Source organism: Puniceibacterium sp. IMCC21224, assembly GCF_001038505.1.
Lineage (GTDB): Bacteria > Pseudomonadota > Alphaproteobacteria > Rhodobacterales > Rhodobacteraceae > Puniceibacterium.
This window is the reverse complement of sequence record NZ_LDPY01000001.1, coordinates 2,550,242-2,569,857: the sequence shown is the minus strand read 5'-3', so window position 1 is coordinate 2,569,857 and position 19,616 is coordinate 2,550,242. Positions and strand designations below refer to the sequence as shown.

The 19,616-nt window shown below is 60.6% G+C and carries 19 protein-coding genes; 11 read left to right on the top strand and 8 right to left on the bottom strand.

The genetic code is table 11. The features are described 5' to 3' along the window. Positions 1–226 precede the first annotated feature (226 nt). The 7 genes from IMCC21224_RS11830 to IMCC21224_RS11800 all read right to left on the bottom strand — a co-directional run bounded on the left by IMCC21224_RS11830 (position 227) and on the right by IMCC21224_RS11800 (position 5,120). On the bottom strand, positions 227–877 hold the full coding sequence (locus IMCC21224_RS11830) for a DUF1194 domain-containing protein (protein ID WP_047995528.1): 651 nt from the start codon (positions 875–877) through the stop codon (positions 227–229). Positions 878–970: 93 nt separating this feature from the next. Then, the gene (locus IMCC21224_RS11825) at positions 971–1,189 is read right to left on the bottom strand and encodes a ribbon-helix-helix domain-containing protein (RefSeq protein WP_047995527.1); all 219 of its coding nucleotides are present in this window, start codon (positions 1,187–1,189) and stop codon (positions 971–973) included. Then, positions 1,186–1,371, bottom strand: a complete 186-nt coding sequence (locus IMCC21224_RS11820) for a DUF4169 family protein (protein WP_047995526.1) — start codon at positions 1,369–1,371, stop codon at positions 1,186–1,188. The genes IMCC21224_RS11825 and IMCC21224_RS11820 overlap by 4 nt, the downstream gene beginning before the upstream one ends. Next, entirely contained in the window at positions 1,368–2,762 is a 1,395-nt protein-coding gene (fumC, locus tag IMCC21224_RS11815) for a class II fumarate hydratase (RefSeq protein WP_047995525.1), read from the bottom strand. Before fumC ends, IMCC21224_RS11820 begins: the two co-directional genes overlap by 4 nt. 79 nt (positions 2,763–2,841) lie before the next feature. Next, positions 2,842–3,408, bottom strand: coding sequence for a class I SAM-dependent methyltransferase (locus IMCC21224_RS11810; RefSeq protein WP_047995524.1), 567 nt, complete (start codon positions 3,406–3,408; stop codon positions 2,842–2,844). 108 nt (positions 3,409–3,516) lie between these two features. Further along, complete coding sequence (locus IMCC21224_RS11805) at positions 3,517–4,002, bottom strand: SspB family protein (RefSeq protein ID WP_047997073.1); 486 nt, start codon at positions 4,000–4,002, stop codon at positions 3,517–3,519. A 350-nt stretch (positions 4,003–4,352) separates the two neighbouring features. Beyond that, positions 4,353–5,120 (bottom strand): FadR/GntR family transcriptional regulator, encoded by a 768-nt coding sequence (locus IMCC21224_RS11800; protein ID WP_047995523.1) that lies wholly within the window; start codon positions 5,118–5,120, stop codon positions 4,353–4,355. A 113-nt stretch (positions 5,121–5,233) separates the two neighbouring features. Between IMCC21224_RS11800 and IMCC21224_RS11795 the strand changes: the two genes are divergently transcribed. The 4 genes from IMCC21224_RS11795 to acuI all read left to right on the top strand — a co-directional run bounded on the left by IMCC21224_RS11795 (position 5,234) and on the right by acuI (position 8,421). Continuing rightward, the gene (locus IMCC21224_RS11795; protein WP_047995522.1) at positions 5,234–6,010 is read left to right on the top strand and encodes a DUF2182 domain-containing protein; all 777 of its coding nucleotides are present in this window, start codon (positions 5,234–5,236) and stop codon (positions 6,008–6,010) included. 26 nt (positions 6,011–6,036) lie between these two features. Further along, positions 6,037–6,741, top strand: coding sequence for a DUF1326 domain-containing protein (locus IMCC21224_RS11790; protein WP_047995521.1), 705 nt, complete (start codon positions 6,037–6,039; stop codon positions 6,739–6,741). Further along, positions 6,738–7,265 carry a DinB family protein gene (locus IMCC21224_RS11785; protein ID WP_369796022.1) on the top strand — a complete coding sequence of 176 codons (528 nt, stop codon included), beginning with the start codon at positions 6,738–6,740 and terminating at the stop codon, positions 7,263–7,265. Before IMCC21224_RS11790 ends, IMCC21224_RS11785 begins: the two co-directional genes overlap by 4 nt. 163 nt (positions 7,266–7,428) lie before the next feature. Beyond that, complete coding sequence (gene acuI / locus IMCC21224_RS11780) at positions 7,429–8,421, top strand: acryloyl-CoA reductase (RefSeq protein ID WP_047995520.1); 993 nt, start codon at positions 7,429–7,431, stop codon at positions 8,419–8,421. 157 nt (positions 8,422–8,578) lie between these two features. Here acuI and IMCC21224_RS11775 read toward each other — a convergent pair whose 3' ends face one another. After that, positions 8,579–10,219 carry a BCCT family transporter gene (locus tag IMCC21224_RS11775; protein ID WP_047995519.1) on the bottom strand — a complete coding sequence of 547 codons (1,641 nt, stop codon included), beginning with the start codon at positions 10,217–10,219 and terminating at the stop codon, positions 8,579–8,581. 348 nt (positions 10,220–10,567) lie between these two features. Here IMCC21224_RS11775 and IMCC21224_RS11770 point away from each other — a divergent pair, with 348 nt between their 5' ends. The 7 genes from IMCC21224_RS11770 (at position 10,568) to IMCC21224_RS11740 (ending at position 19,432) form a co-directional block, all read left to right on the top strand. Then, positions 10,568–11,767, top strand: coding sequence for an aminotransferase class V-fold PLP-dependent enzyme (locus IMCC21224_RS11770; RefSeq protein WP_047995518.1), 1,200 nt, complete (start codon positions 10,568–10,570; stop codon positions 11,765–11,767). A 123-nt stretch (positions 11,768–11,890) separates the two neighbouring features. Next, a complete protein-coding gene (locus IMCC21224_RS11765) occupies positions 11,891–13,312 on the top strand; it encodes a deoxyribodipyrimidine photo-lyase (RefSeq protein WP_047995517.1) in 1,422 nt (473 codons plus the stop codon). Between the two features lie 235 nt (positions 13,313–13,547). After that, positions 13,548–13,988, top strand: a complete 441-nt coding sequence (locus IMCC21224_RS11760) for a TrgA family protein (RefSeq protein ID WP_047995516.1) — start codon at positions 13,548–13,550, stop codon at positions 13,986–13,988. A gap of 6 nt (positions 13,989–13,994) precedes the next feature. Further along, the gene (locus IMCC21224_RS11755) at positions 13,995–15,122 is read left to right on the top strand and encodes a gamma-glutamylcyclotransferase (protein WP_047995515.1); all 1,128 of its coding nucleotides are present in this window, start codon (positions 13,995–13,997) and stop codon (positions 15,120–15,122) included. A gap of 61 nt (positions 15,123–15,183) precedes the next feature. Beyond that, positions 15,184–16,218, top strand: coding sequence for a cysteine synthase A (locus tag IMCC21224_RS11750; protein WP_047995514.1), 1,035 nt, complete (start codon positions 15,184–15,186; stop codon positions 16,216–16,218). Next, positions 16,215–18,716 (top strand): DUF3772 domain-containing protein, encoded by a 2,502-nt coding sequence (locus IMCC21224_RS11745; protein ID WP_082135190.1) that lies wholly within the window; start codon positions 16,215–16,217, stop codon positions 18,714–18,716. The genes IMCC21224_RS11750 and IMCC21224_RS11745 overlap by 4 nt, the downstream gene beginning before the upstream one ends. Next, positions 18,713–19,432, top strand: a complete 720-nt coding sequence (locus IMCC21224_RS11740) for an alanyl-tRNA editing protein (protein WP_047995513.1) — start codon at positions 18,713–18,715, stop codon at positions 19,430–19,432. The genes IMCC21224_RS11745 and IMCC21224_RS11740 overlap by 4 nt, the downstream gene beginning before the upstream one ends. The last annotated feature ends 184 nt before the right edge of the window (positions 19,433–19,616 follow it).

Sequence of the window (19,616 nt, the reverse complement as noted above, 5' to 3'; positions counted from 1 at the left end):
CTTATGCGGTTCGGCACTCAGGCCCGTTGCAAAAATCAACTGACGCTCTGGTCTTCGCTGCGCCCTGAATTTTCTCTAAATGCGCAGCTAGCAGTCGCTAGCGCTGTTGGACAATGACCGGCCAAATAGCGGTAGCGCGGCACACTCCCGAATATGAAAAATTGCGGTGGAACGTCGACACTCTGATCCCGCAACAAGCGGGAGAGGGTGGGCACCCGATAGAAGGTTAGCCAATAATCTTGGTGATTTCGCGTAGGATCTTCAGGCGGATCGCGCGTGGATAGTCGCGATGGCCGCGGGCTGTGATGACAAAACCATCACGGGTGATCAGATTGCGACGATAGAAATTGGTTATCGCGATGCCAAGGGATTCGATCGCCAGCCCGTTTATGGTAACGCCCATTCTTTCGGCCTGACGGCGTTGTGGTCCGACGTCAGAGCCTGAATTGGGCGTGCCGTCGCCCGAGATGTCGATGACCTTGCGCTCACAGTCTGGCACAGCGCGAAACTGACTGAGAGAGAACGACAGCGCCTCGGCCGGGGCAGTATCAGAGAGGATAAACGCGCGGGGCAGCAAGCGGGTGCGGTCGGACAATCGTGCCACATCCAGCAAGGTGCGCATCCGCGTCCAGGGAACAGACAGCTCCTGCCGGTCGGGGCCAGACCATTGCACAACAGCAAGGGCCACTTCACCCCGCACCAGTTTTTCGGCAATTTCAGAGTCGCGCAAGGCATCCGCCAGCCCGTCAATTTGCAATCGGTATTCGCCGGAATCGACGGAATTCGAGACGTCCATGGTCAATAACAACGCGATGTCACACGCGAAGGCCGGGGATACCAAAAGGAGTGCATGAACCGCAGCAACTAGTCGCAACATACAGATATGTTGGCAAGTCCGAACACGATGCGTCAAGGGGTAGTTTGGAATGTCGGCGGTTGCACCGCGTGGTCGAGCGTGGCGCGCGAGGGTCTAATTCTTTCTGAAGTGGTCCAGAACGTGGACACGGATGGCCGAGGCCAAGCCGACATCCATGTCTCGGTCGGCGTCGATTTCGGCTGCCAATTGGTTGATCGGTTTGTTCTCTGCGGCGGCAATGTCCCGGAAGGCGCGCCAAAACGCGTCTTCAAGAGACACAGAGGTACGGTGGCCGCGCAGAGTGAGAGAGCGTTTGACCGGGCGGCCGCTCATGCGTCCTTGGTATCGAGCTGGTGACCGTCCAATGCCTTGGCGGCTTTGGTCAGCTTGGCTGCCATGGCTTGTTTTTCCGCCTTACTGCGTCCGAATTTAGCGGAATGCGTGTTCGCATCCCGCTTTTCGGCGTCACGTTTCCGGTCTTTACGCGCCTTGTTGAGGTTGGTGAGATTGCTCATCCCTTGGGTCCAATCATATCTTCGGGGCGCACCACGCGGTCAAAGGTTTCCGCATCGACAAAGCCAAGGGCGATCGCCTCTTCGCGCAGGGTGGTGCCGTTCTTGTGTGCGGTCTTGGCGACCTTGGTGGCGTTGTCATACCCGATGGTGGGCGCCAGCGCGGTCACCAACATCAGCGATTCCTTCATCAGCTTGTCGATCCGGGGGATATTGGCCTGCGTGCCAACAACCATATTGTCGGTAAAGCTGCCTGCGGCGTCACCCAGCAACTGCATGCTCTGAAGCACGTTGTACGACATCATCGGGTTATAGACGTTCAGTTCGAAATGGCCCTGTGACCCTGCAAAACCTACAGCCGCGTCATTGCCCATGACCTGCGCGCAGACCATGGTCAGCGCCTCGGCTTGGGTTGGGTTGACCTTGCCCGGCATGATCGACGACCCGGGCTCGTTCTCGGGAAGGATCAATTCGCCCAGACCCGAGCGGGGGCCGGACCCGAGCAACCGCATGTCGTTGGCGATCTTGAACAGTGAGGCCGCGACGGTTTTGAGTGCGCCTGAGAACATCACCATCGCATCGTGGGCGGCGAGCGCCTCGAACTTGTTGGCGGCGGTGACAAAGGGGAGATCGGTGATCGATGCGATTTCGGCTGCGACGCGGGTGTCCCAGCCCTGTTTCGTATTCAGGCCGGTGCCAACGGCGGTACCGCCCTGCGCCAGTTCGTAGATGTCTGGCAGGCACATTTCGACCCGCTTGATGCCTTTGGCGACCTGATGCGCATAACCGCCGAATTCCTGGCCCAGCGTCAGCGGCGTCGCGTCCTGGGTGTGGGTGCGACCGATCTTGATGATATCTTTGAATTCTTTAGATTTGGCGACAAGGGCTGTGTGCAGTTTGTGCAAACCGGGCAGCAGCATGTCGCGCGCCATCATGCCGATGGCGACATGCATCGCGGTCGGGAAGGTATCGTTCGACGACTGGCCCATGTTGCAATGATCGTTGGGGTGCACCGGCTTTTTCGAACCCATCTCGCCGCCCAGCATCTCGATCGCGCGGTTCGAGATTACCTCGTTCGCGTTCATGTTGGACTGGGTGCCCGATCCGGTCTGCCAGACCACCAACGGAAAATTGTCGTCATATTTGCCGTCAATCACCTCTTGCGCGGCGGCGGTGATGGCATTGCCAATCTCGGTTGGCATATCACCCTGAACCATGTTTACAGCGGCGCAGGCCTGTTTGATCACGCCAAGCGCGCGAATGATCGCGACCGGCTGCTTTTCCCAGCCGATGGGAAAGTTGATGATCGAGCGTTGCGTCTGCGCGCCCCAGTATTTGTCGGCGGGCACCTCAAGAGGGCCAAAGCTGTCGGTCTCGGTGCGGGTCGATGTCATGGAAGGCTCCTGTCGGCTGACGTTCCTAGCGGTTTAGCGGGCGCAGCGCAGCGCGGCAATGCTTTAACCCGCGCAGCTATCACACCGGACGGCGGCGATAGACATAGACCCGTGCGGGCGGCAGGTTGCCCCAGATCCGCGCAGTCCGTGTGACGCTGAGGCCCAGTTCGCGCAGCACCTCTTCGGCCAAGGGATGCTGCGGTCCGTAGGTGAATTGTATAAAGACGCCGCCGGGACGCAGGGCGGCAAACGCAGCGGTCAGAATTTCGCGTTGCAATGCCGTGGAAAACGACAACAGCGGCAGGCCGGACACAACGGCGCGCAGATCGTTCAGGCCCATATTGCCCAGCGACTGTGCCGCAGCGGCATGCACATGCGTTTGCGGAAACCGGCTGCGCAGGTGGTCGACAAAATCGGTGTTCAACTCGATCAGGTGCAGGTCCCCGGCGGGGATGTCCTGTTTCAGCAATGCTTCGGTGATCTTGCCGGTGCCGGGGCCCAGTTCGACCACGGGGCCGCTGCCGGGCGGAACTTCGTGCGCCATAGCGCGGGCAAGCTTTTCTGACGAGGGGGTGAGAGCGGAAATTTCCTGCGGACGCCGCAAAAGCTGTTTCAGAAAAACGTAGAAATGGCCGTCTTCGCGCATCGTGCCGCCTTCTCGCAAACCACTGACATCCGAGACTTATAGGCGCATGGGACGGATAAAAAGACCTAAGGTCACATTCAGGTCAATTTCCGCCGGACAGCCGGAGGTTTATTTGCGAAACGAATCCAGGCTGACAACTTCGGCGTCCTTTTTGCCACTGTCGCTTATCGGCGCGGGGCTTGGCTGTTCGGCACTCACCGGATCGGGTGACACCGGTATCGGATCGTCGTCCTCGTCCTCTGCGTGGGTCTCGAATCGTAGGCCGAATTCAACCGATGGATCTACAAACGTTTTGATGGCGTCATAGGGAATATAGAGCCGCTCGGGTTCTGACCCAAAGTTCAGTGTCACGGAAAAGCCTTCGTCGGTGACCTCCAGCTTGTCGAACCAGTGCTGCATGACGACGGTCATTTCACCTGGGTAGCGGTCGGACAGCCAGTCCGCGATCTCGACATCCGGGTGGCCGGTATCAAAGGTGATAAAGAAATGATGATCACTTGGCAGGCCGTTGGCCTGTACACCTTCCAGCACCTCCTGAATCAGTCCGCGCATCGCGCGATGCATTAGATTTCCGTAGTCGATGCCTCTTGGCATGCCGCCATCCCCTTTGGTTGCGGACTCAGCATATTCAATTTGCAGCGAAACAAAAGAGTGTCGCGCCGCATTTTTCGCCACTTGGGGTCATGGCACACCACAAGAGCGTTGAAGTGGCGTTCTGATGCGTCCGCAACCCGCCCGAACACGCTGGGCGATCGCACCCCGCCCGTTTTCTGGCATTTCAGTCCGAAGGTCAGACGTGGCTAGAAGGCAAGTGAAAATTGATGTGACCATGGCTTGGTGTCGTCGCACAATTGAGGATGATCCGGGGACCAGTTCGGGGGCACTGAGCGCCCGTTCTCAAAGCGTTATGGAATTTTGTCAGATGACTGCATCAGGAACAAAATTCAGCGCATTTTGAGGATAGCGTTCGAGCGGTTTTCGCTGGCGTGCGGCGCGCGGACAGACATCACATCACGCGCCAGCGTCTTTGTATATATCTCAAGCGCGGCGAGCGCGTCATCGGTTCCGGCACTGTCCTGCTGTTCGAGCGCATCGGCGATGCGGCGGTGCAGGGCAATGATGGTGACACGGGAACGGGCGCTGAAGGTGATCATGTTCATCAACGGTTGCATCGCCTCGACCGCACCGGCCAGTTGGTAGGACAGCACCGGATTGACGGCGGCGTCGACCAGCGCGCGGTGAAAGGTGACGTCAGAGGCACAAAATGCCTCGTCGCTCAGATTTGCTGTGCTCTGGGTCGCAATCTCGTCGCGCAGAATCTGCAGATGTGCCTGGGTTCGGCGTTGCGCGGCCAGCGGGGCACAGGCACGTTCCAGCGCATACCGCGCCTCACAGGCAACATCAAAGCTGATCGCGTTCATCGACAGCAGCAGGGTGGATGTGGTGATCTGCTGGCTATGCGCTTCGTCATAGCTCAGATGATTTACGAATGCGCCGCCGGTTGCGCCTCGCTGGGTGCGTATCAGGCTCTGGGCAGCGAGCCGTTTCAGCGCTTCGCGGACGGTGGGGCGGGACACGGAAAATTGCTCGGCCAGTTCGGCCTCGGATGGCAGGCGGTCACCGACAATCAGTTTTCCGGCAACGATGGCATCGCGGATCGCCTTGGCGATTTGGGCCGAGAGGTCGGCGCGGCTGTTCGGGTCGATCTTCATATGTCTGACATTTAGGATTTGCCCGATTTGCAATTGTCTGACATTTATTAAGGCGACAGCGAGTCGCGTCAAGGGCAACCACGTTTAGATGCGGCCGACTTGGGAGGGTCCGGATGCAAGGCATTGTGCGCAGCGGCCTATGGCTGGGGTTCTTTGCCACCATTCTGGGCGCGTGGTGGACAATGTATGCCATGAGCACCAGCATGGGGCTGGATCTTTTGGGGCGACCAGGGGCGATGGCGCAGGCGATGCAGGGCATGGATCCGCGCATGGATATGGCGATGCCGATGGCGCGGTTCGGCCCGTTGTTTGCCATGTGGGCGATCATGATGGCGGCGATGATGCTGCCGACTCTGGTGCCGACATTGCGGTCCTATGAGGATCTGATGGTTAGTGCCGATGGCACACGGGGCGGGTGGCTGGGTGTGTCACTGGGGTATTTTCTAGTTTGGGTGAGTTTCGCGGCAGCGATCGCCGCATTGCAGCTGGGTTTGCTGTTTGCCGGGTGGATTGACATGCTGGGGATTGCCACTTCGCGTGGTCTGTCCGCCGCGCTGCTGATCGCCGTCGGAGCATTCCAATTCAGTCGGGCCAAGGCCGTGTGTCACGGGGTCTGCCACGCGCCGACACTGTTTTTTCTGGGTCATTGGCGCCGGGGCTGTGCTGGCGGGCTGCGCATGGGGCTGGGTTTGGGGGCATTTTGTGTTGGCTGTTGCTGGGGCTTTATGGTGCTGGGGTTCGTCGGGGGGTTCATGAATCTGGCCTGGATGGGGTTGGCGACGCTGTTCATGGTGTTGGAAAAACTGCCGCAGCTGGGTCATCTTGTGATGAAGCCACTGGGAGGGGCTCTGATCGCGGCGGGTGTGGCGTTGGCGATGGGGCCGATCTGAAAAATGGATAACGCGAGGGGGCGAACATGGCAGTAGAACGAGTACCGGGGGCTGACAGGCTGCCTGTGTCGCAGCGCATAGATCAGCGCATGACCAACCCGAAACGGCGCAAGATGGTGCCAACGGAATGGGCCATCAAAGGCGAGCTGTTTCTGAACTGTTCCTGCACGCTGTTTTGTCCCTGTGTCGTCAGCCTGGGCGCGCATCCCCCGACCGAGGGGCATTGTTATGCCTGGATGGCAATCGCGATCGATGAAGGCCATTTTGAGGGTGAAAGCCTGGCGGGGCTGAATGTCGGCCTGATGGTCGAGATCCCTGGCCGCATGGCCGAGGGCGGCTGGAAGGTCGCCGCCTATGTTGACGAGCGGGCCTCGGGCAAGGCGTATAACGGGCTGTTGCAGATTTTCAGCGGGGCTGCCGGGGGGACGACCGGGCTGTTCACGATGCTGGTGTCGGATATCGTCGGGGCAGAGCGCGAGAAGGTCGAGATCGTGCGCGACGGACGCAAGCGCGGATTGTTCATCGGTCGCAAGATACAGGCTGAGATCGAGATGCTCGACGGGGCCACCCCGGATCAGCCGGTGATGATCAGCAATTCGAAATACTGGATGGGTCCGAATATCATTGCTGCAAAGGGGCTGAAATCCAAGGTCCGCGATTTTGGGCGGGTTTGGGATTTTGGTGGCAAGTCTGCCGAGATCTGCCCGATCAACTGGAAAGGTCCAAAGTGACGACTGCGATGATCGGCCCAGAGTATTGCGACGCTATGGCGCGCTACAACGCCTGGCAGAACTGGCAGATGGCAGACGCCTTTGCCGGTTTGGACGTGGCAGAGTTTGAGGCGGACCGGCAGGGGTTCTTTGGGTCGATACAGGCGACGGCGAACCATCTTCTTTGGGCCGATCTGATGTGGATGAGCCGGTTTGAAGACGGTGATGCGCCGACGGACGGGATCGGCGGCAGCGTGCGGATGACGCAGAATCTGGCCGAATGGCGGTCAGAACGGCTGCGACTGGATGCGCGGATTCTGGGTTGGTCTGGGCGGGTTGGTACTGGTGAATTGGCGGGACCACTGACTTGGGTGTCGGGGTTGGTGGGCCGGGAGGTCACGCGGGATTTCGCGCCATGCGTGGTGCATATGTTTAATCACCAGACTCATCACCGCGGGCAGATCCATGCGATGTTGACGCAGGCGGGTGCAGTTGCCCCTGTGACGGACTTTGCCTTCATGCCCGACACGGGGGCGTGGCTGTGATGTCGAACGCCGCGCGCCTTCGGCGACGCCCCGCCCGCCATCCCGTTGGCAGAGGTGCGTTTGCGGGTTTTAAGGGAATGATACGCGGGTTTTGCGATGCAGGGTCGGCGACAACCATACGACACAGGGGCGGGCCCGGCGTCGTTCAGTGAAAGGATAAGCGATGTTCAAGGCTCTTGTCGTGGAGAAAGATGCAGAGAGTGGCAAGACTGCGGCCTCGGTCAAGCAGATCGGATTGGAGGACCTGCCGGAGGGAGAGGTTGTTGTCGCCGTGGAATATTCCACCGTGAATTACAAGGATGGGCTGTGCATCGGTCCTGGCGGTGGCTTGGTGCGGACCTATCCGCATGTCCCGGGGATCGACTTTGCCGGGACGGTCGAGCAGTCGTCCGATCCGCGCTACACGGCTGGCGACAAGGTTGTGCTGACCGGCTGGCGCGTCGGGGAGGCGCATTGGGGGGGCTATGCCGAGAAGGCGCGGGTCCGGGCCGATTGGTTGGTGCCTTTGCCTGCGGGGCTGGACACCCGCGCTGCGATGGCCGTTGGCACGGCGGGATTGACCGCGATGCTGGCAGTGATGGCACTTGAGGATCACGGGCTTGAGCCTGGTGCCGGACCGGTTCTGGTCACTGGCGCTGCGGGGGGCGTCGGGTCGGTTGCGGTGGCGCTGCTTGCCGCTCTGGGGCATGAGGTGGCTGGGGTAACAGGCCGACCTGAGACACAGGACTATCTGCGCCACCTTGGTGCCAGCCGTATCGTGCCACGTGAAGAGATTAACGAAACCGTGAAGCGCCCCTTGGAGGGCGAGACCTGGGCAGGTTGTATCGATGCTGTCGGTGGTGCGATGCTGGCGCGCGCTTTGGGGCAGATGAAATACGGTGCCAGTGTTGCTGCTGTGGGGCTGGCGGGGGGGGCCGGGCTGCCTGCGACAGTGATTCCGTTCCTGCTGCGCGGGATCAATCTGTTGGGGATCGATTCAGTGATGCAGCCCTATGACAACCGGGTGCGGGCCTGGGGACGGATCGCGGCGGATCTGCCGATGGACAAGCTGAACGCCATGGTGCAACCGGCAACGCTCTCGGATCTGCCCCAGCTTGGTGCCGATATTCTGCAAGGCAAGGTTCGGGGGCGGGTCGTGGTGGATGTTTCCGCCTGACGACGCTCATGTCATGTGCTGACACGAGCCGCATCCCAACAGGGTGCAGCCCGTGCCGGAAACCTGTGCGCGCCGCAGGCGTGCTCCGCTGGAACAATTGCATGAAAAAGGCCCCGTGGCAGAACCATGGGGCCTAGTTTAAACGATATAGGTCGGGTCAGAGATGGCGTTCCGCCATCAGCCCCTTAAACACCGCCCAGCACATGACCAGCAGGACCAGCGTGAACGGCAGCCCGGTTGAGATCACCATGCTTTGCAGCGATTGCAATCCACCCGCACTCAGCAGCAGCACAATTGCCACGGCGCCTTCGAACACGCACCAGAACACCCGTTGCGGCACCGGCGCGTCGACCTTGCCACCGGCCGTGATTGTGTCGATGACCAGCGATCCGGAATCCGACGAGGTGACAAAGAACACCACCACCAGGATGATGCCGATAAAGCTGGTGATTCCAGCCAGAGGCAATTGTCCCAGCATCGCAAACAGCTTCAGCTCAAGCGCGGCATCCTGCGCCCCGGTAAAGCCGTCAGCGACGACCTGATGAATGGCCGCACCGCCAAAGACTGACATCCACAGCACGCAGACCATGCTTGGGATCAGCAGCACACAGATCAGGAATTCGCGCACCGTCCGGCCACGGCTGACGCGGGCGATGAACATGCCCACAAACGGTGACCAGCTGATCCACCACGCCCAGTAGAACGAGGTCCAGCCCTGGGAAAAGTTGACATCCTCACGACCCAGCGGATTCGAAAGAGCAGGCAGGTATTGCAGATAGGCCAGCAGCGCATCAGCGAACCCGGTCAGGATCAGCATCGTCGGTCCGACGATGAGCACAAAGACCAGCAGGAGCGCCGCGAGGCCCATGTTGATCTCGGACAGGATCTTGACGCCGCCATCAAGCCCGCGCAGCACCGAAATTGTCGCAATTGCAGTGATGCCGGAGATCAGCAGAACTTCGGTGGTTGCTCCGATCGGCACACCGAACAGAAGGTTCAGACCGGCATTCGCCTGCGTCGCACCAAAGCCCAGCGATGTGGCCAGACCAAAGAGCGTGGCAAACACTGCCAGGGTGTCAATCGCATGGCCCCACCAGCCCCAGACCCGTTCCCCGAGGATCGGGTAAAACGCGCTGCGGATGGTCAGGGGCAGGCCCTTGTTGTAGCTGAACAGCGCCAGCGCCAGCGCCACCACCGCATAGATCGCCCAAGGGTGCAGACCCCAGTGAAAGATCGTTGCGGCCATGCCCAGCCGGATGGCCTCGGCTTCGTCGCCCGCAGCGGCCCCCAGCGGTGCCCAGTCGGTACGCACACCGTTTTCGATCGTCGTGCCCGCCAGAGATGACGAAAAGTGGCTCATCGGTTCACTGACGCCATAGAACATCAGGCCGATGCCCATGCCCGCAGCGAACAGCATCGCGAACCAGCCGATATAGGTGTAATCCGCCGTCGCATCCTTGCCGCCCAGCCGTATCTTGCCCAACGGGCTGACGATCAGGAACAGGCAGAATAGCACAAAGATGTTCGCCGATCCGATAAAGAACCAGTCAAAGCCCGTGGTCACGGAGCTGAATAGCCATGAAAACACTTCACCCGACTGCACCGGTAGCGCGAGTGTGTAAAAAACGAATGCCACGATACTGGCACCCGATATCAGGAAGACTGGGTTGTGGATGTCAAAGCCAAATGGCCCGATTCTGCTTTCGAGATTGTCCTGTCCGATCTCGTAGCTTGTATCGATGACCTCCGACGCGCCTTCCGGTGCAGGTATACCCTGACCGCTTGGTTCGTCTGTCATATAAAAGTCCCTTCGTGTTTTTTTGCCCTGTCATTGCAGGAATTGCAGGTCTTCACCCGCGTGAAGCCAGCCTAACAGCCGGTATGTGTGGCTTTGCCTCTATTCCGGCATGTCAGCCGACGAATCCGTCACGCCTGACCAAGATCACCGACACATTTGTCGACATTGCCGTTGGGTTGGTTGGGGCGATGCCCGCGTCACGGGACGCACGCTAACGTAATTATGCCCAGATCACCACCGCCGGGGGTGGGGTCGTTTCAAATCAATTGGTTCAGGCCGGTTTTGAACGGCTTGACCCAATGAAAAATCGCCGGCACAGTCCGGGCGGGAACCATCAGGGGCAGGGGCATGTTGGACAGTGATTTCGTCAGGGCGCAGTTTCCGGCCTTTTCATCCGAGGCATTGCGGGGTCAGGCATTTTTCGAAAATGCGGGCGGATCGTACACCTGCGCCCCGGTGATTGACCGGCTGACGCGGTTTTACCGCGAGCGCAAGGTGCAGCCCTATGCCCCCTATGAGGCATCGCGCCTTGCCGGGGGGGAAATGGACGAGGCCCGTTCGCGACTTGCGGCGCTGCTGGGCGTGGATGGTGACGAGGTTAGTTTTGGCCCATCAACCACGCAGAACATTTATGTTCTGGCGCAGGCGTTTCGCAAATTCATGGCTCCGGGTGAGGCAATCATTGTCACCGATCAGGATCACGAGGCCAATTCAGGCGCCTGGCGACGGCTGGCCGAGGATGGAATCGAAATCCGCGAATGGAAGATTGACCCTGAAACCGGCCATCTGGACCCCGAGCGGCTCGAAGAGTTGCTGGATGAAAAGGTGCGGCTGGTGTGCTTTCCGCATTGTTCGAACGTGGTGGGTGAGATCAATCCAGTGGTCGAGATCACCGCACTGGCCCATGCTGCGGGGGCCTTTGTCTGTGTCGACGGAGTCAGCTATGCGCCGCATGGTTTGCCGGATGTCGGATCTCTGGGCGCGGATATATACATGTTCTCCGCCTATAAAACCTATGGCCCGCATCAGGGGATCATGGTGATCCGCCGCGAGCTGGGCGAGACGCTGCCCAATCAGGGACACCATTTCAACGGCGCGGACCTGGAAAAACGGTTTACGCCCGCCGGGCCGGATCACGCGCAGATCGCTGCCTGTGCCGGCATGGTCGATTATATCGATGCATTGGCGGCGCATCATGGCATAGCGACCGCTGCTGTGCATGACCTGATGCGCACGCACGAGGTCAGGTTGCTGCAACCGCTGCTGGATGCCCTCAAGGGGCGCAATGGCGTGCGGTTGCTGGGCCCGGATTGCGCCGAGGCGCGGGCGCCGACGGTGGCGGTGGCGCTGAACCGCTCAGCCGAAGATGTCGCCGCCGCGTTGGCACCCCATGGAATTATGGCCGGGGGCGGTGATTTCTATGCGGTGCGTCCGCTCACCACGATGGGGATTGATCCAAAGCGCGGCGTTTTGCGGATGAGCTTTGTGCATTACACCACCGACGCTGAGGTCGCGCAGCTGATCACCGCACTGGACCAGGTGCTTTAGCCGCAGGATCAAGCTACGCATCGGGGGGCGATGGGGCAGGCGTGTCGTCAAAGCAATGCGTGCGTTGACCTCGCACCTGTGGTGGCACTACCTGTGCTCTAAGTTGGGTTGAGGGAGTGACAGGTGACGGATAGATCGGCGATTCTGCTTTGGATACGGCGTGATCTTCGGCTCGGCGATCATGCGGCTTTGCATGCGGCGGCCCAGACCGGGCGTCCGGTGATCCCGGTCTTTGTGCGCGATGCGTCTGTTGATGCGGTGGGGGCCGCGCCGAAATGGCGACTTGGGCTGGGGCTAAAGCATCACGCGGCGGCGCTGGCCGCGATCGGCAGTCGGCTGGTTCTGCGTTCTGGAAATGCGCGCGACGCGCTTGAGGCCCTGATCGACGAGACTGGCGCCGGCGCGGTCTGGTGGCAACGCGCCTATGATCCCGATGGCATAAGCCGGGATACGGATGTGAAATCCGCGCTCAGGGCGCGGGGCATCGACGCCCAGAGCTTTGCCGGGCATTTGCTGTTCGAACCTTGGTCGGTTGAGACCAAGACAGGTGGCTTCTACAAGGTCTTTACTCCGATGTGGAAGATGGTCCGCGATCGCGATGTGGCGCCGCCCTTGCCTGCGCCGCAGCAACTGTGCCCGCCAGATCTCTGGCCGCAGGGCGCAAATCTGTCTGACTGGCGCCTTGGGGATGCGATGCATCGGGGCGCAGCGGTGGTGCGCCGCTTTGTGCGGCTGGGTGAACAGGCGGCGCACGCGCGTTTGCAGGACTTTATGGCGCACAAGGTTGCAGATTACGATCGCACCCGTGATCTGCCCGCTGTCGATGGCACTTCGGGTCTGTCGGAAAACCTGAGCCTGGGCGAGATCAGCCCGCGTCACTGTTGGCACGCAGGTTTGCGCGCCCGCGCAGAGGGCAAGGCAGGGGCGGACACCTTTCTCAAGGAACTGGTGTGGCGCGAGTTTGCCTATCATCTGATGTGGCACACACCGCGGATTCTCAGCGACAATTGGAAACCGGACTGGGATGCCTTTCCCTGGAACACCAATGACCTCCATCCCGAGGTGATTGCCTGGCAACAAGGGCGCACAGGCATACCGTTTGTCGACGCCGCCATGCGCGAACTTTACGTCACAGGGCGGATGCACAATCGCGGGCGGATGATCGTCGCGAGCTATCTGACCAAACATCTGCAAACCCATTGGAAAATTGGCCAGAGCTGGTTTGCGGCCACACTGATCGACTGGGATCCGGCCAGCAATGCGATGGGCTGGCAATGGTCGGCGGGGTCGGGACCGGATGCGACGCCCTATTTCCGGGTGTTCAACCCGGTGACCCAGCGCGACAAGTTCGACCGAGACGGCGCTTATGTCGGACGCTGGATTGCAGAAGGTCAGAAAATTCAATCGCCTGAATCACTAAGTTACTTTGAGGCGATTCCGCGTAGCTGGGGGCTGACAGCTGATGATCAATACCCGGATCCGGTGGTGGATTCGGCCCAGGGGCGTCAACGTGCGCTGGATGCGTATCAAAATCGTGGTTTCTGAGGGCGGGTCTGGTCGGTTCGTTCGGGCGTCGATGCGGGTACAGGCCGGTCATTGCGTCGCTGACACGACACATTCGGCGAAAAATGCAACAAGATCAGCCAAGTTGGGTTTGACGAATGCCTCCGCAGGATGTGCAACTTTTGGCAGACATCTTGCGCCACTGCGGATTGCTGCTGTGATCGCGACGCCAGCCCGATAACAACCACAAGAACAACCACAAGGCCGAGTTGACCATATGCCCACTGCCGCCAAGCTGCTCTCTGCCCTGTGCCTTGCGGCGCTGGGATACTATGTCTCGGAAATGATCAAACAGGTCATGCCCGAGAGCACAGCCTTTGGCGTGTTTTCCTATGTCAATGCGGCGCTGGGGGCGATCTGCGGCTGGCGGATCGTTGGCAGCCGGGCAGGGCGCGGCCTGTCGGCGGGTATTTCAAATGGACTTACCGGGGTTGTCGCGCTGGTGTTCTGGGGGATTTTTGTGCAGGCCTGCAATGAAATGGTGCGCCTGGCGATGATCAACCGCTTTGACGGCCCGATGGAGGCATTTGCTGCGGTGTTCGAGCTTGGGATCAAATACGGACAGATCATCCTGACGGGCCCGATTATCGGCACGCTGGTTGTCGGGGCGCTGATTGTGGGGCTCGTCGGTGAATTCGCGGCCAGCCGGTATCGGTAAACTCAAATGACAGACCTTTTCTTTTATGGCACGCTTTGCCACGTGCCGCTGCTTGAGCTTGTGCTGGGTCGTCCTGCGGCGCAAATTGATATCGCGGCGTCGGTGCTGCCCGATCACGCCGCATTCTGGGTGGCGGGCCACAGCTTTCCGATGATCGTATCGACACCGGGCGCCGTGACGCCTGGCCTTTTGGTCCGCGGCCTAAGCGAGCGGGACATTGCCCGGCTCGATTTCTACGAAGGTGGGTTTGAATACCGGCTGCGCGACGTTGCAGTGAAGGTCGGAGATGTTATGGCGACAGCGCAAGTCTATTTTCCGGCGCCCGGGCTGTGGCAGCCGGCAGCGCCTTGGGATCTGGCAGATTGGGCATCGCGCTGGGGGCAGATTACCGTCACTGCGGCGCGCGATATGGTGGTCCAGTTCGGGCGCCGCCCGGCGGAGCAGATGCGCGCACTCTGGCCGTTTTTCTGCGCCCGCGCATGGGCGCAACAACTGGCGGCGACCCCCGCTCCGCAGACAGTACGCAGTCAGATGACCGTCGCAGATGTCGAAATTCTGGCGGAAAAGCCCGGTTTCGACGGTTTTTTCCGTTTGCGGGCATTTGATCTGCGTCATCGCCGCTTTGACGGCGACATGGGTGAACCGGTCGGTCGCGAAAGCTTTGTCGCCTTTGATGCGGCATTGGTGCTGCCGTACGACCCGGTGAATGACAGCGTGCTACTGATCGAGCAGATGCGCTATGGCCCGCTGATGCGCGGTGATCCTGCCCCTTGGGTCCTGGAACCGATTGCAGGTCTGGTCGATGCCGGCGAAAACCCTGCCGATTGCGCCCGCCGCGAGGCGGTCGAAGAGGCGGGGATTGCGTTGGGCGATTTGCGTCCGATGGTGCGGATCTATGCATCGCCCGGCTATACCACCGAATATTTCCATTGTTTCATGGGCCTGTGTGATCTGTCGGGCCGCGGTACGCAACTGGGCGGGCTGGCGAACGAGAACGAGGATATCCGCAGCCACGTGATTCCCTTTGCGCAGGCGATGGCGCTGGTGGACAGCGGCGAAATCAACGTCGGGCCGCTGGTGATGATGCTGCTCTGGCTGGCACGGGAACGTGAGTCGCTGCGCGCTGCGGGTTGAGTTCCGCAAGGCGCGCGCCTACACCTGAATCAACAGCACCGAACGGACGGGAGGGCGCAGGATGCGCATCGCAAGCGATCTGGCCAATGCCATTGGAAATACACCGCTGATCCGCCTCAGGGCGGCCAGTGAACTGACGGGGTGCGAGATCCTCGGCAAGGCCGAATTCATGAATCCGGGCCAGTCGGTCAAGGATCGTGCCGCCCTGTATATCATCAAGGATGCGGTTGAACGCGGCCTGCTGAAGCCCGGCGGCACGATTGTCGAGGGCACGGCCGGCAACACCGGCATCGGGCTTGCGCTGGTTGGGGCGTCGATGGGATTCCGGACTGTCATCGTCATCCCCGAGACGCAGAGCCAAGAGAAAAAAGATATGATCCGCCTGGCGGGGGCCGAACTGGTGCAGGTGCCGGCCGCGCCGTACAGGAACCCCAACAACTATGTGCGCTATTCCGGCCGTTTGGCCGAAGAGATGGCACGCACCTCTGACAAGGGGGTGATCTGGGCGAACCAATTCGACAATATTGCCAACCGCCGCGCCCATATCGAAACCACCGGCCCCGAGATCTGGGAGCAGACCGACGGCAAGGTTGACGGCTTTATCTGCGCCGCCGGGTCGGGTGGCACGGTTGCGGGCGTCGGCATGGCGCTGCAACCCAAGGGCGTTAAGGTTGGTTTGGCCGATCCCATGGGGGCTGCGCTTTATAGCTATTACACCACCGGCGAATTCAAATCCGAAGGCGATTCAATCACCGAAGGCATCGGGCAGGGGCGGATCACTGCCAACCTGGACGGGTTCACACCGGATTTTGTCTGCCAGGTCCCGGACGAAGAGGCGCTACCGATCGTCTTTGACCTGCTCAGCGATGAGGGGCTGTGTCTGGGTGGATCGACTGGCATCAACGTTGCCGGCGCAATCCGCATGGCGAAAGAGATGGGGCCGGGTCACACCATCGTGACGGTGCTGTGTGACTATGGCACGCGCTATCAGTCCAAGCTGTTCAACCCCGATTTTCTGTCGCAAAAGGGATTGCCGCGACCCGTCTGGCTCGAGCGTGGCCCAGATAGCATCCCCGGAGTGTTCGAGGACGCATGATACCTGTGCTTGCTTGGCTTCGGGTTGCGCTGGCGGTTCTGCTGCTGGCCGCCGGGCCGGTATCGGCGCAGGACGGCGCCCGGACGCTGGAACTGGAGCGCTGGGAAAGCACCGCCGTGCGGGCCGAAAACGCGCTGGAAAGCGGGCAGGCGAGCGAGATGGCTCTTGAGTCGCTGCGCGCCGAGATTGCCCGCTACCGCGAGAGTTTTCAGAAGGCGCAGAGCGAACAAAGCCAGCGTATCGCGACCTTGCAGGCGCAGATAGATACGCTTGGGCCGGTGCCAGAGGGAGATGCGGTCGAGGCGCCGGATATCGCCGCGCGCCGGGCCGAACTGAACGACCAAATGACGCGGCAGCGCGCGCCGGTTCTGGCTGCCGAAGAGGCTTATACCCGCGCTGACGGGTTGATCCGGGAAATTGACAAGACGATCCGCACCCGGCAGACCGCCGAGATTTTCTCAAGAGGGCCGGTGCCGGTCGATCCGACCTATTGGCCGGGCGCGGTTGAGGCGCTGGGGTCGACGCTGCGGCTGGTCTGGACTGAAACCTTTACCGCGTGGAACTCAGAGCAGCGTCGCACGCTTCTGTTGGACAGTTTGCCGTCGGTTCTGGTGCTGGTGCTGATCGCGCTGGTGTTGATGCATCGCGGTCCGGTCTGGGCGGAACGCGGGGTGATTGCGCTGCGGCGGATGACCCGCAGGGGAACCGGAGTCTGGAAGTTCCTGTTGTCGCTGGGGCAGATGATCCTGCCACTGATCGGGGTGGTGGCGCTGGCTGCGGCGTTACGTCAGACCGGGCTGGTGGGGACGCGGGGCGACGATCTTCTGGAAACTCTACCGGGGTATATCTGCGTTCTGGTTTATATCCGGTGGCTGGCGGGCCAGACCTTTTCCCGTGATGACCACGTTGCGACCTTGCCTATTTCGCGTAAGCGGCGGACCGAAGCGCGGTATTATTTCAGCATTCTTGCCGTGCTGGTCCTGTTACGGTTGTTGATGTTGAACCTGATCGCCTATGTCGACCCCACGGTCGAGGTGCTGTCGGTTCTTGAATTGCCGTTCATCGCGGTTTGCGCGCTGGTGCTGTTCCGGTTGGGTCAGGTTCTCGAAGCGGCCCGGCTGGGGAACGAGACTGAAGGCCCTGCCGACCATGAGCAGGACGGCATGCATTTTCGTCTTCGCATCGCCCGCGGTGTGGGGCGCGCAGTGATCATGGTCGCCCTGATCAGCCCGGTAGCGGCGGTTCTGGGATACAAGACATTGGCGGTGTCACTGCTGTTTCCCACGATCACGACGTTGCTGTTGATTGGCACGGTGATGGTGCTGCAACGCCTGGTGTCGGATCTGTACGAGCTGGTTTCAGGCGTGGCCGTGTCCGACGCCCAAAGCCTGATTCCAACGCTGGCGGGGTTTGCGCTGATCCTGGGCAGTCTGCCGCTTTTGGTGCTGATCTGGGGCGCACGGGTGGCGGACCTGACTGAACTCTGGGCGATGTTCCGCGAAGGATACGTGGTTGGTGACACCCGTATCGCTCCCACGGATTTCCTGAATTTCGTTCTGGTCTTTCTGTTCGGGTATCTGATTACCCGACTGTTGCAGGGCGGGCTGCGCAGTTCGATTTTGCCCAAGACACGCATCGACCTTGGCGGGCAGAATGCGATGGTGGCCGGGGTTGGCTATGTCGGCTTGACGCTGGCGGGACTTGCGGCGGTGTCGGCGGCCGGGCTGGATCTGTCGTCGCTGGCGCTGGTCGCCGGGGCGCTGTCATTGGGCATCGGTTTCGGTCTGCGCACGATTGTTGAAAACTTTGTCTCGGGCATCATCCTGCTGATCGAGCGGCCGATCACCGAAGGTGACTGGATCGAGGTGGGCGATGAAATGGGCTATGTGCGCGGCATCTCGGTCCGCGCCACCCGGATCGAGACGTTTGATCGCACCGATGTGATTGTGCCCAATGCCGATCTGATCACCGGACGGGTCACCAATTACACCCGTGGCAATTCTCTGGGCCGGGTGATTGTCAAAGCGTCTGCCGCCTACGGGTCCAACACGCGCCATGTCTCAGATGTGCTTCTGGGCATCGCGCGAGAGCATCCCGAAGTGCTGATGAACCCCGAACCATACGTGTATTTCAAGGGTTTTGGCAGCAATGGTCTGGATTTTGAGATCCGCGCCATCCTGATAAATGTGAACAATATCCTGGATGTACAGACCGAGATGAATCACCAAATCTCGGAACGCTTTGCCGCTGAGGGCATAGATATTCCATTCCCGCAGCGCGATATCTGGTTGCGTAATCCCGAAGTGCTGGATTCGGTGCGCAGATCCGCGCAGCTATCCGCCGCGCCAGAATCCGACGCGGCCACTCTTCACAAGAGCCACTCCGGCACGGGGCCGGATCTCGCGCCTGATGGTGCCCCGGATGCGAGCGCCGATGCCGCCCCCGATAGCAACGCGGACGGTGCGCAAGATAGCGACGCGGGGGATGCATCGAGATGAGTACCGAACTGTTATTCCGCACGGATCCTTACCTACGCGAGTGTGACGGCATCGTTCTGGCGCAAACGCCCGAGGGGGGCATCGTCGTTGACCGATCGGTGTTCTATACCACCGGCGGCGGTCAGCCGGGCGACAGTGGCATGATCCGCTGGAATAGCCGCAGCCTGGGCATCGCGACCGCATTTTTAGGGCACGACGGAACCTGCATTCTGGTCCCGTCCGAACCGCAGCGGATGCCCGCTGTCGGGGCGCAGATCCACCAGACGCTGGACTGGGATCGGCGATATCGGCACATGCGAATTCACACGGCGTTGCATCTGCTTTCGGTAGTGATCCCGCTGCCGGTGACCGGCGGCGCGGTAGGGGCAGGCACCGGACGTCTGGATTTTTCCATGACCGAGCCGCCGAAAGACCGCGACGCCGTGGAAAGGGCGCTGAATATGTTGGTGGATCGCGATTTGTCGGTGACTGACGAATGGATCACGGACGCGGAACTTGACGCCAACCCGGGCCTGGTCAAGACGCGTTCGGTGCAGCCGCCGCGTGGCTCTGGCCATGTGCGGCTGGTGCGGATTGGGCGCGGGGCGGGTCAGGTTGATCTGCAACCATGCGGCGGCACCCATGTGGCCCGAACCGCAGAGATTGGACATGTGCGTCTGGCCAAGATTGAGAATAAGGGCCAGCAGAACCGCCGCATTCACATCGCTCTGGACTAGTAACCGCATTTTGGGTGTACACGGTATTTGCCCGACGAATGGCTGCGCCCGGCGCATCCGCACACCCTGTTCCACGCGGTTTGGCAGAACCCACCAGGTAAGAAAAATTGAAGGTCTTGCCCTGGGAACAGTCACAAGGCCAGTCATTCCAACCGGCGCCAACTGCGTGCAGGTCACATCCCGA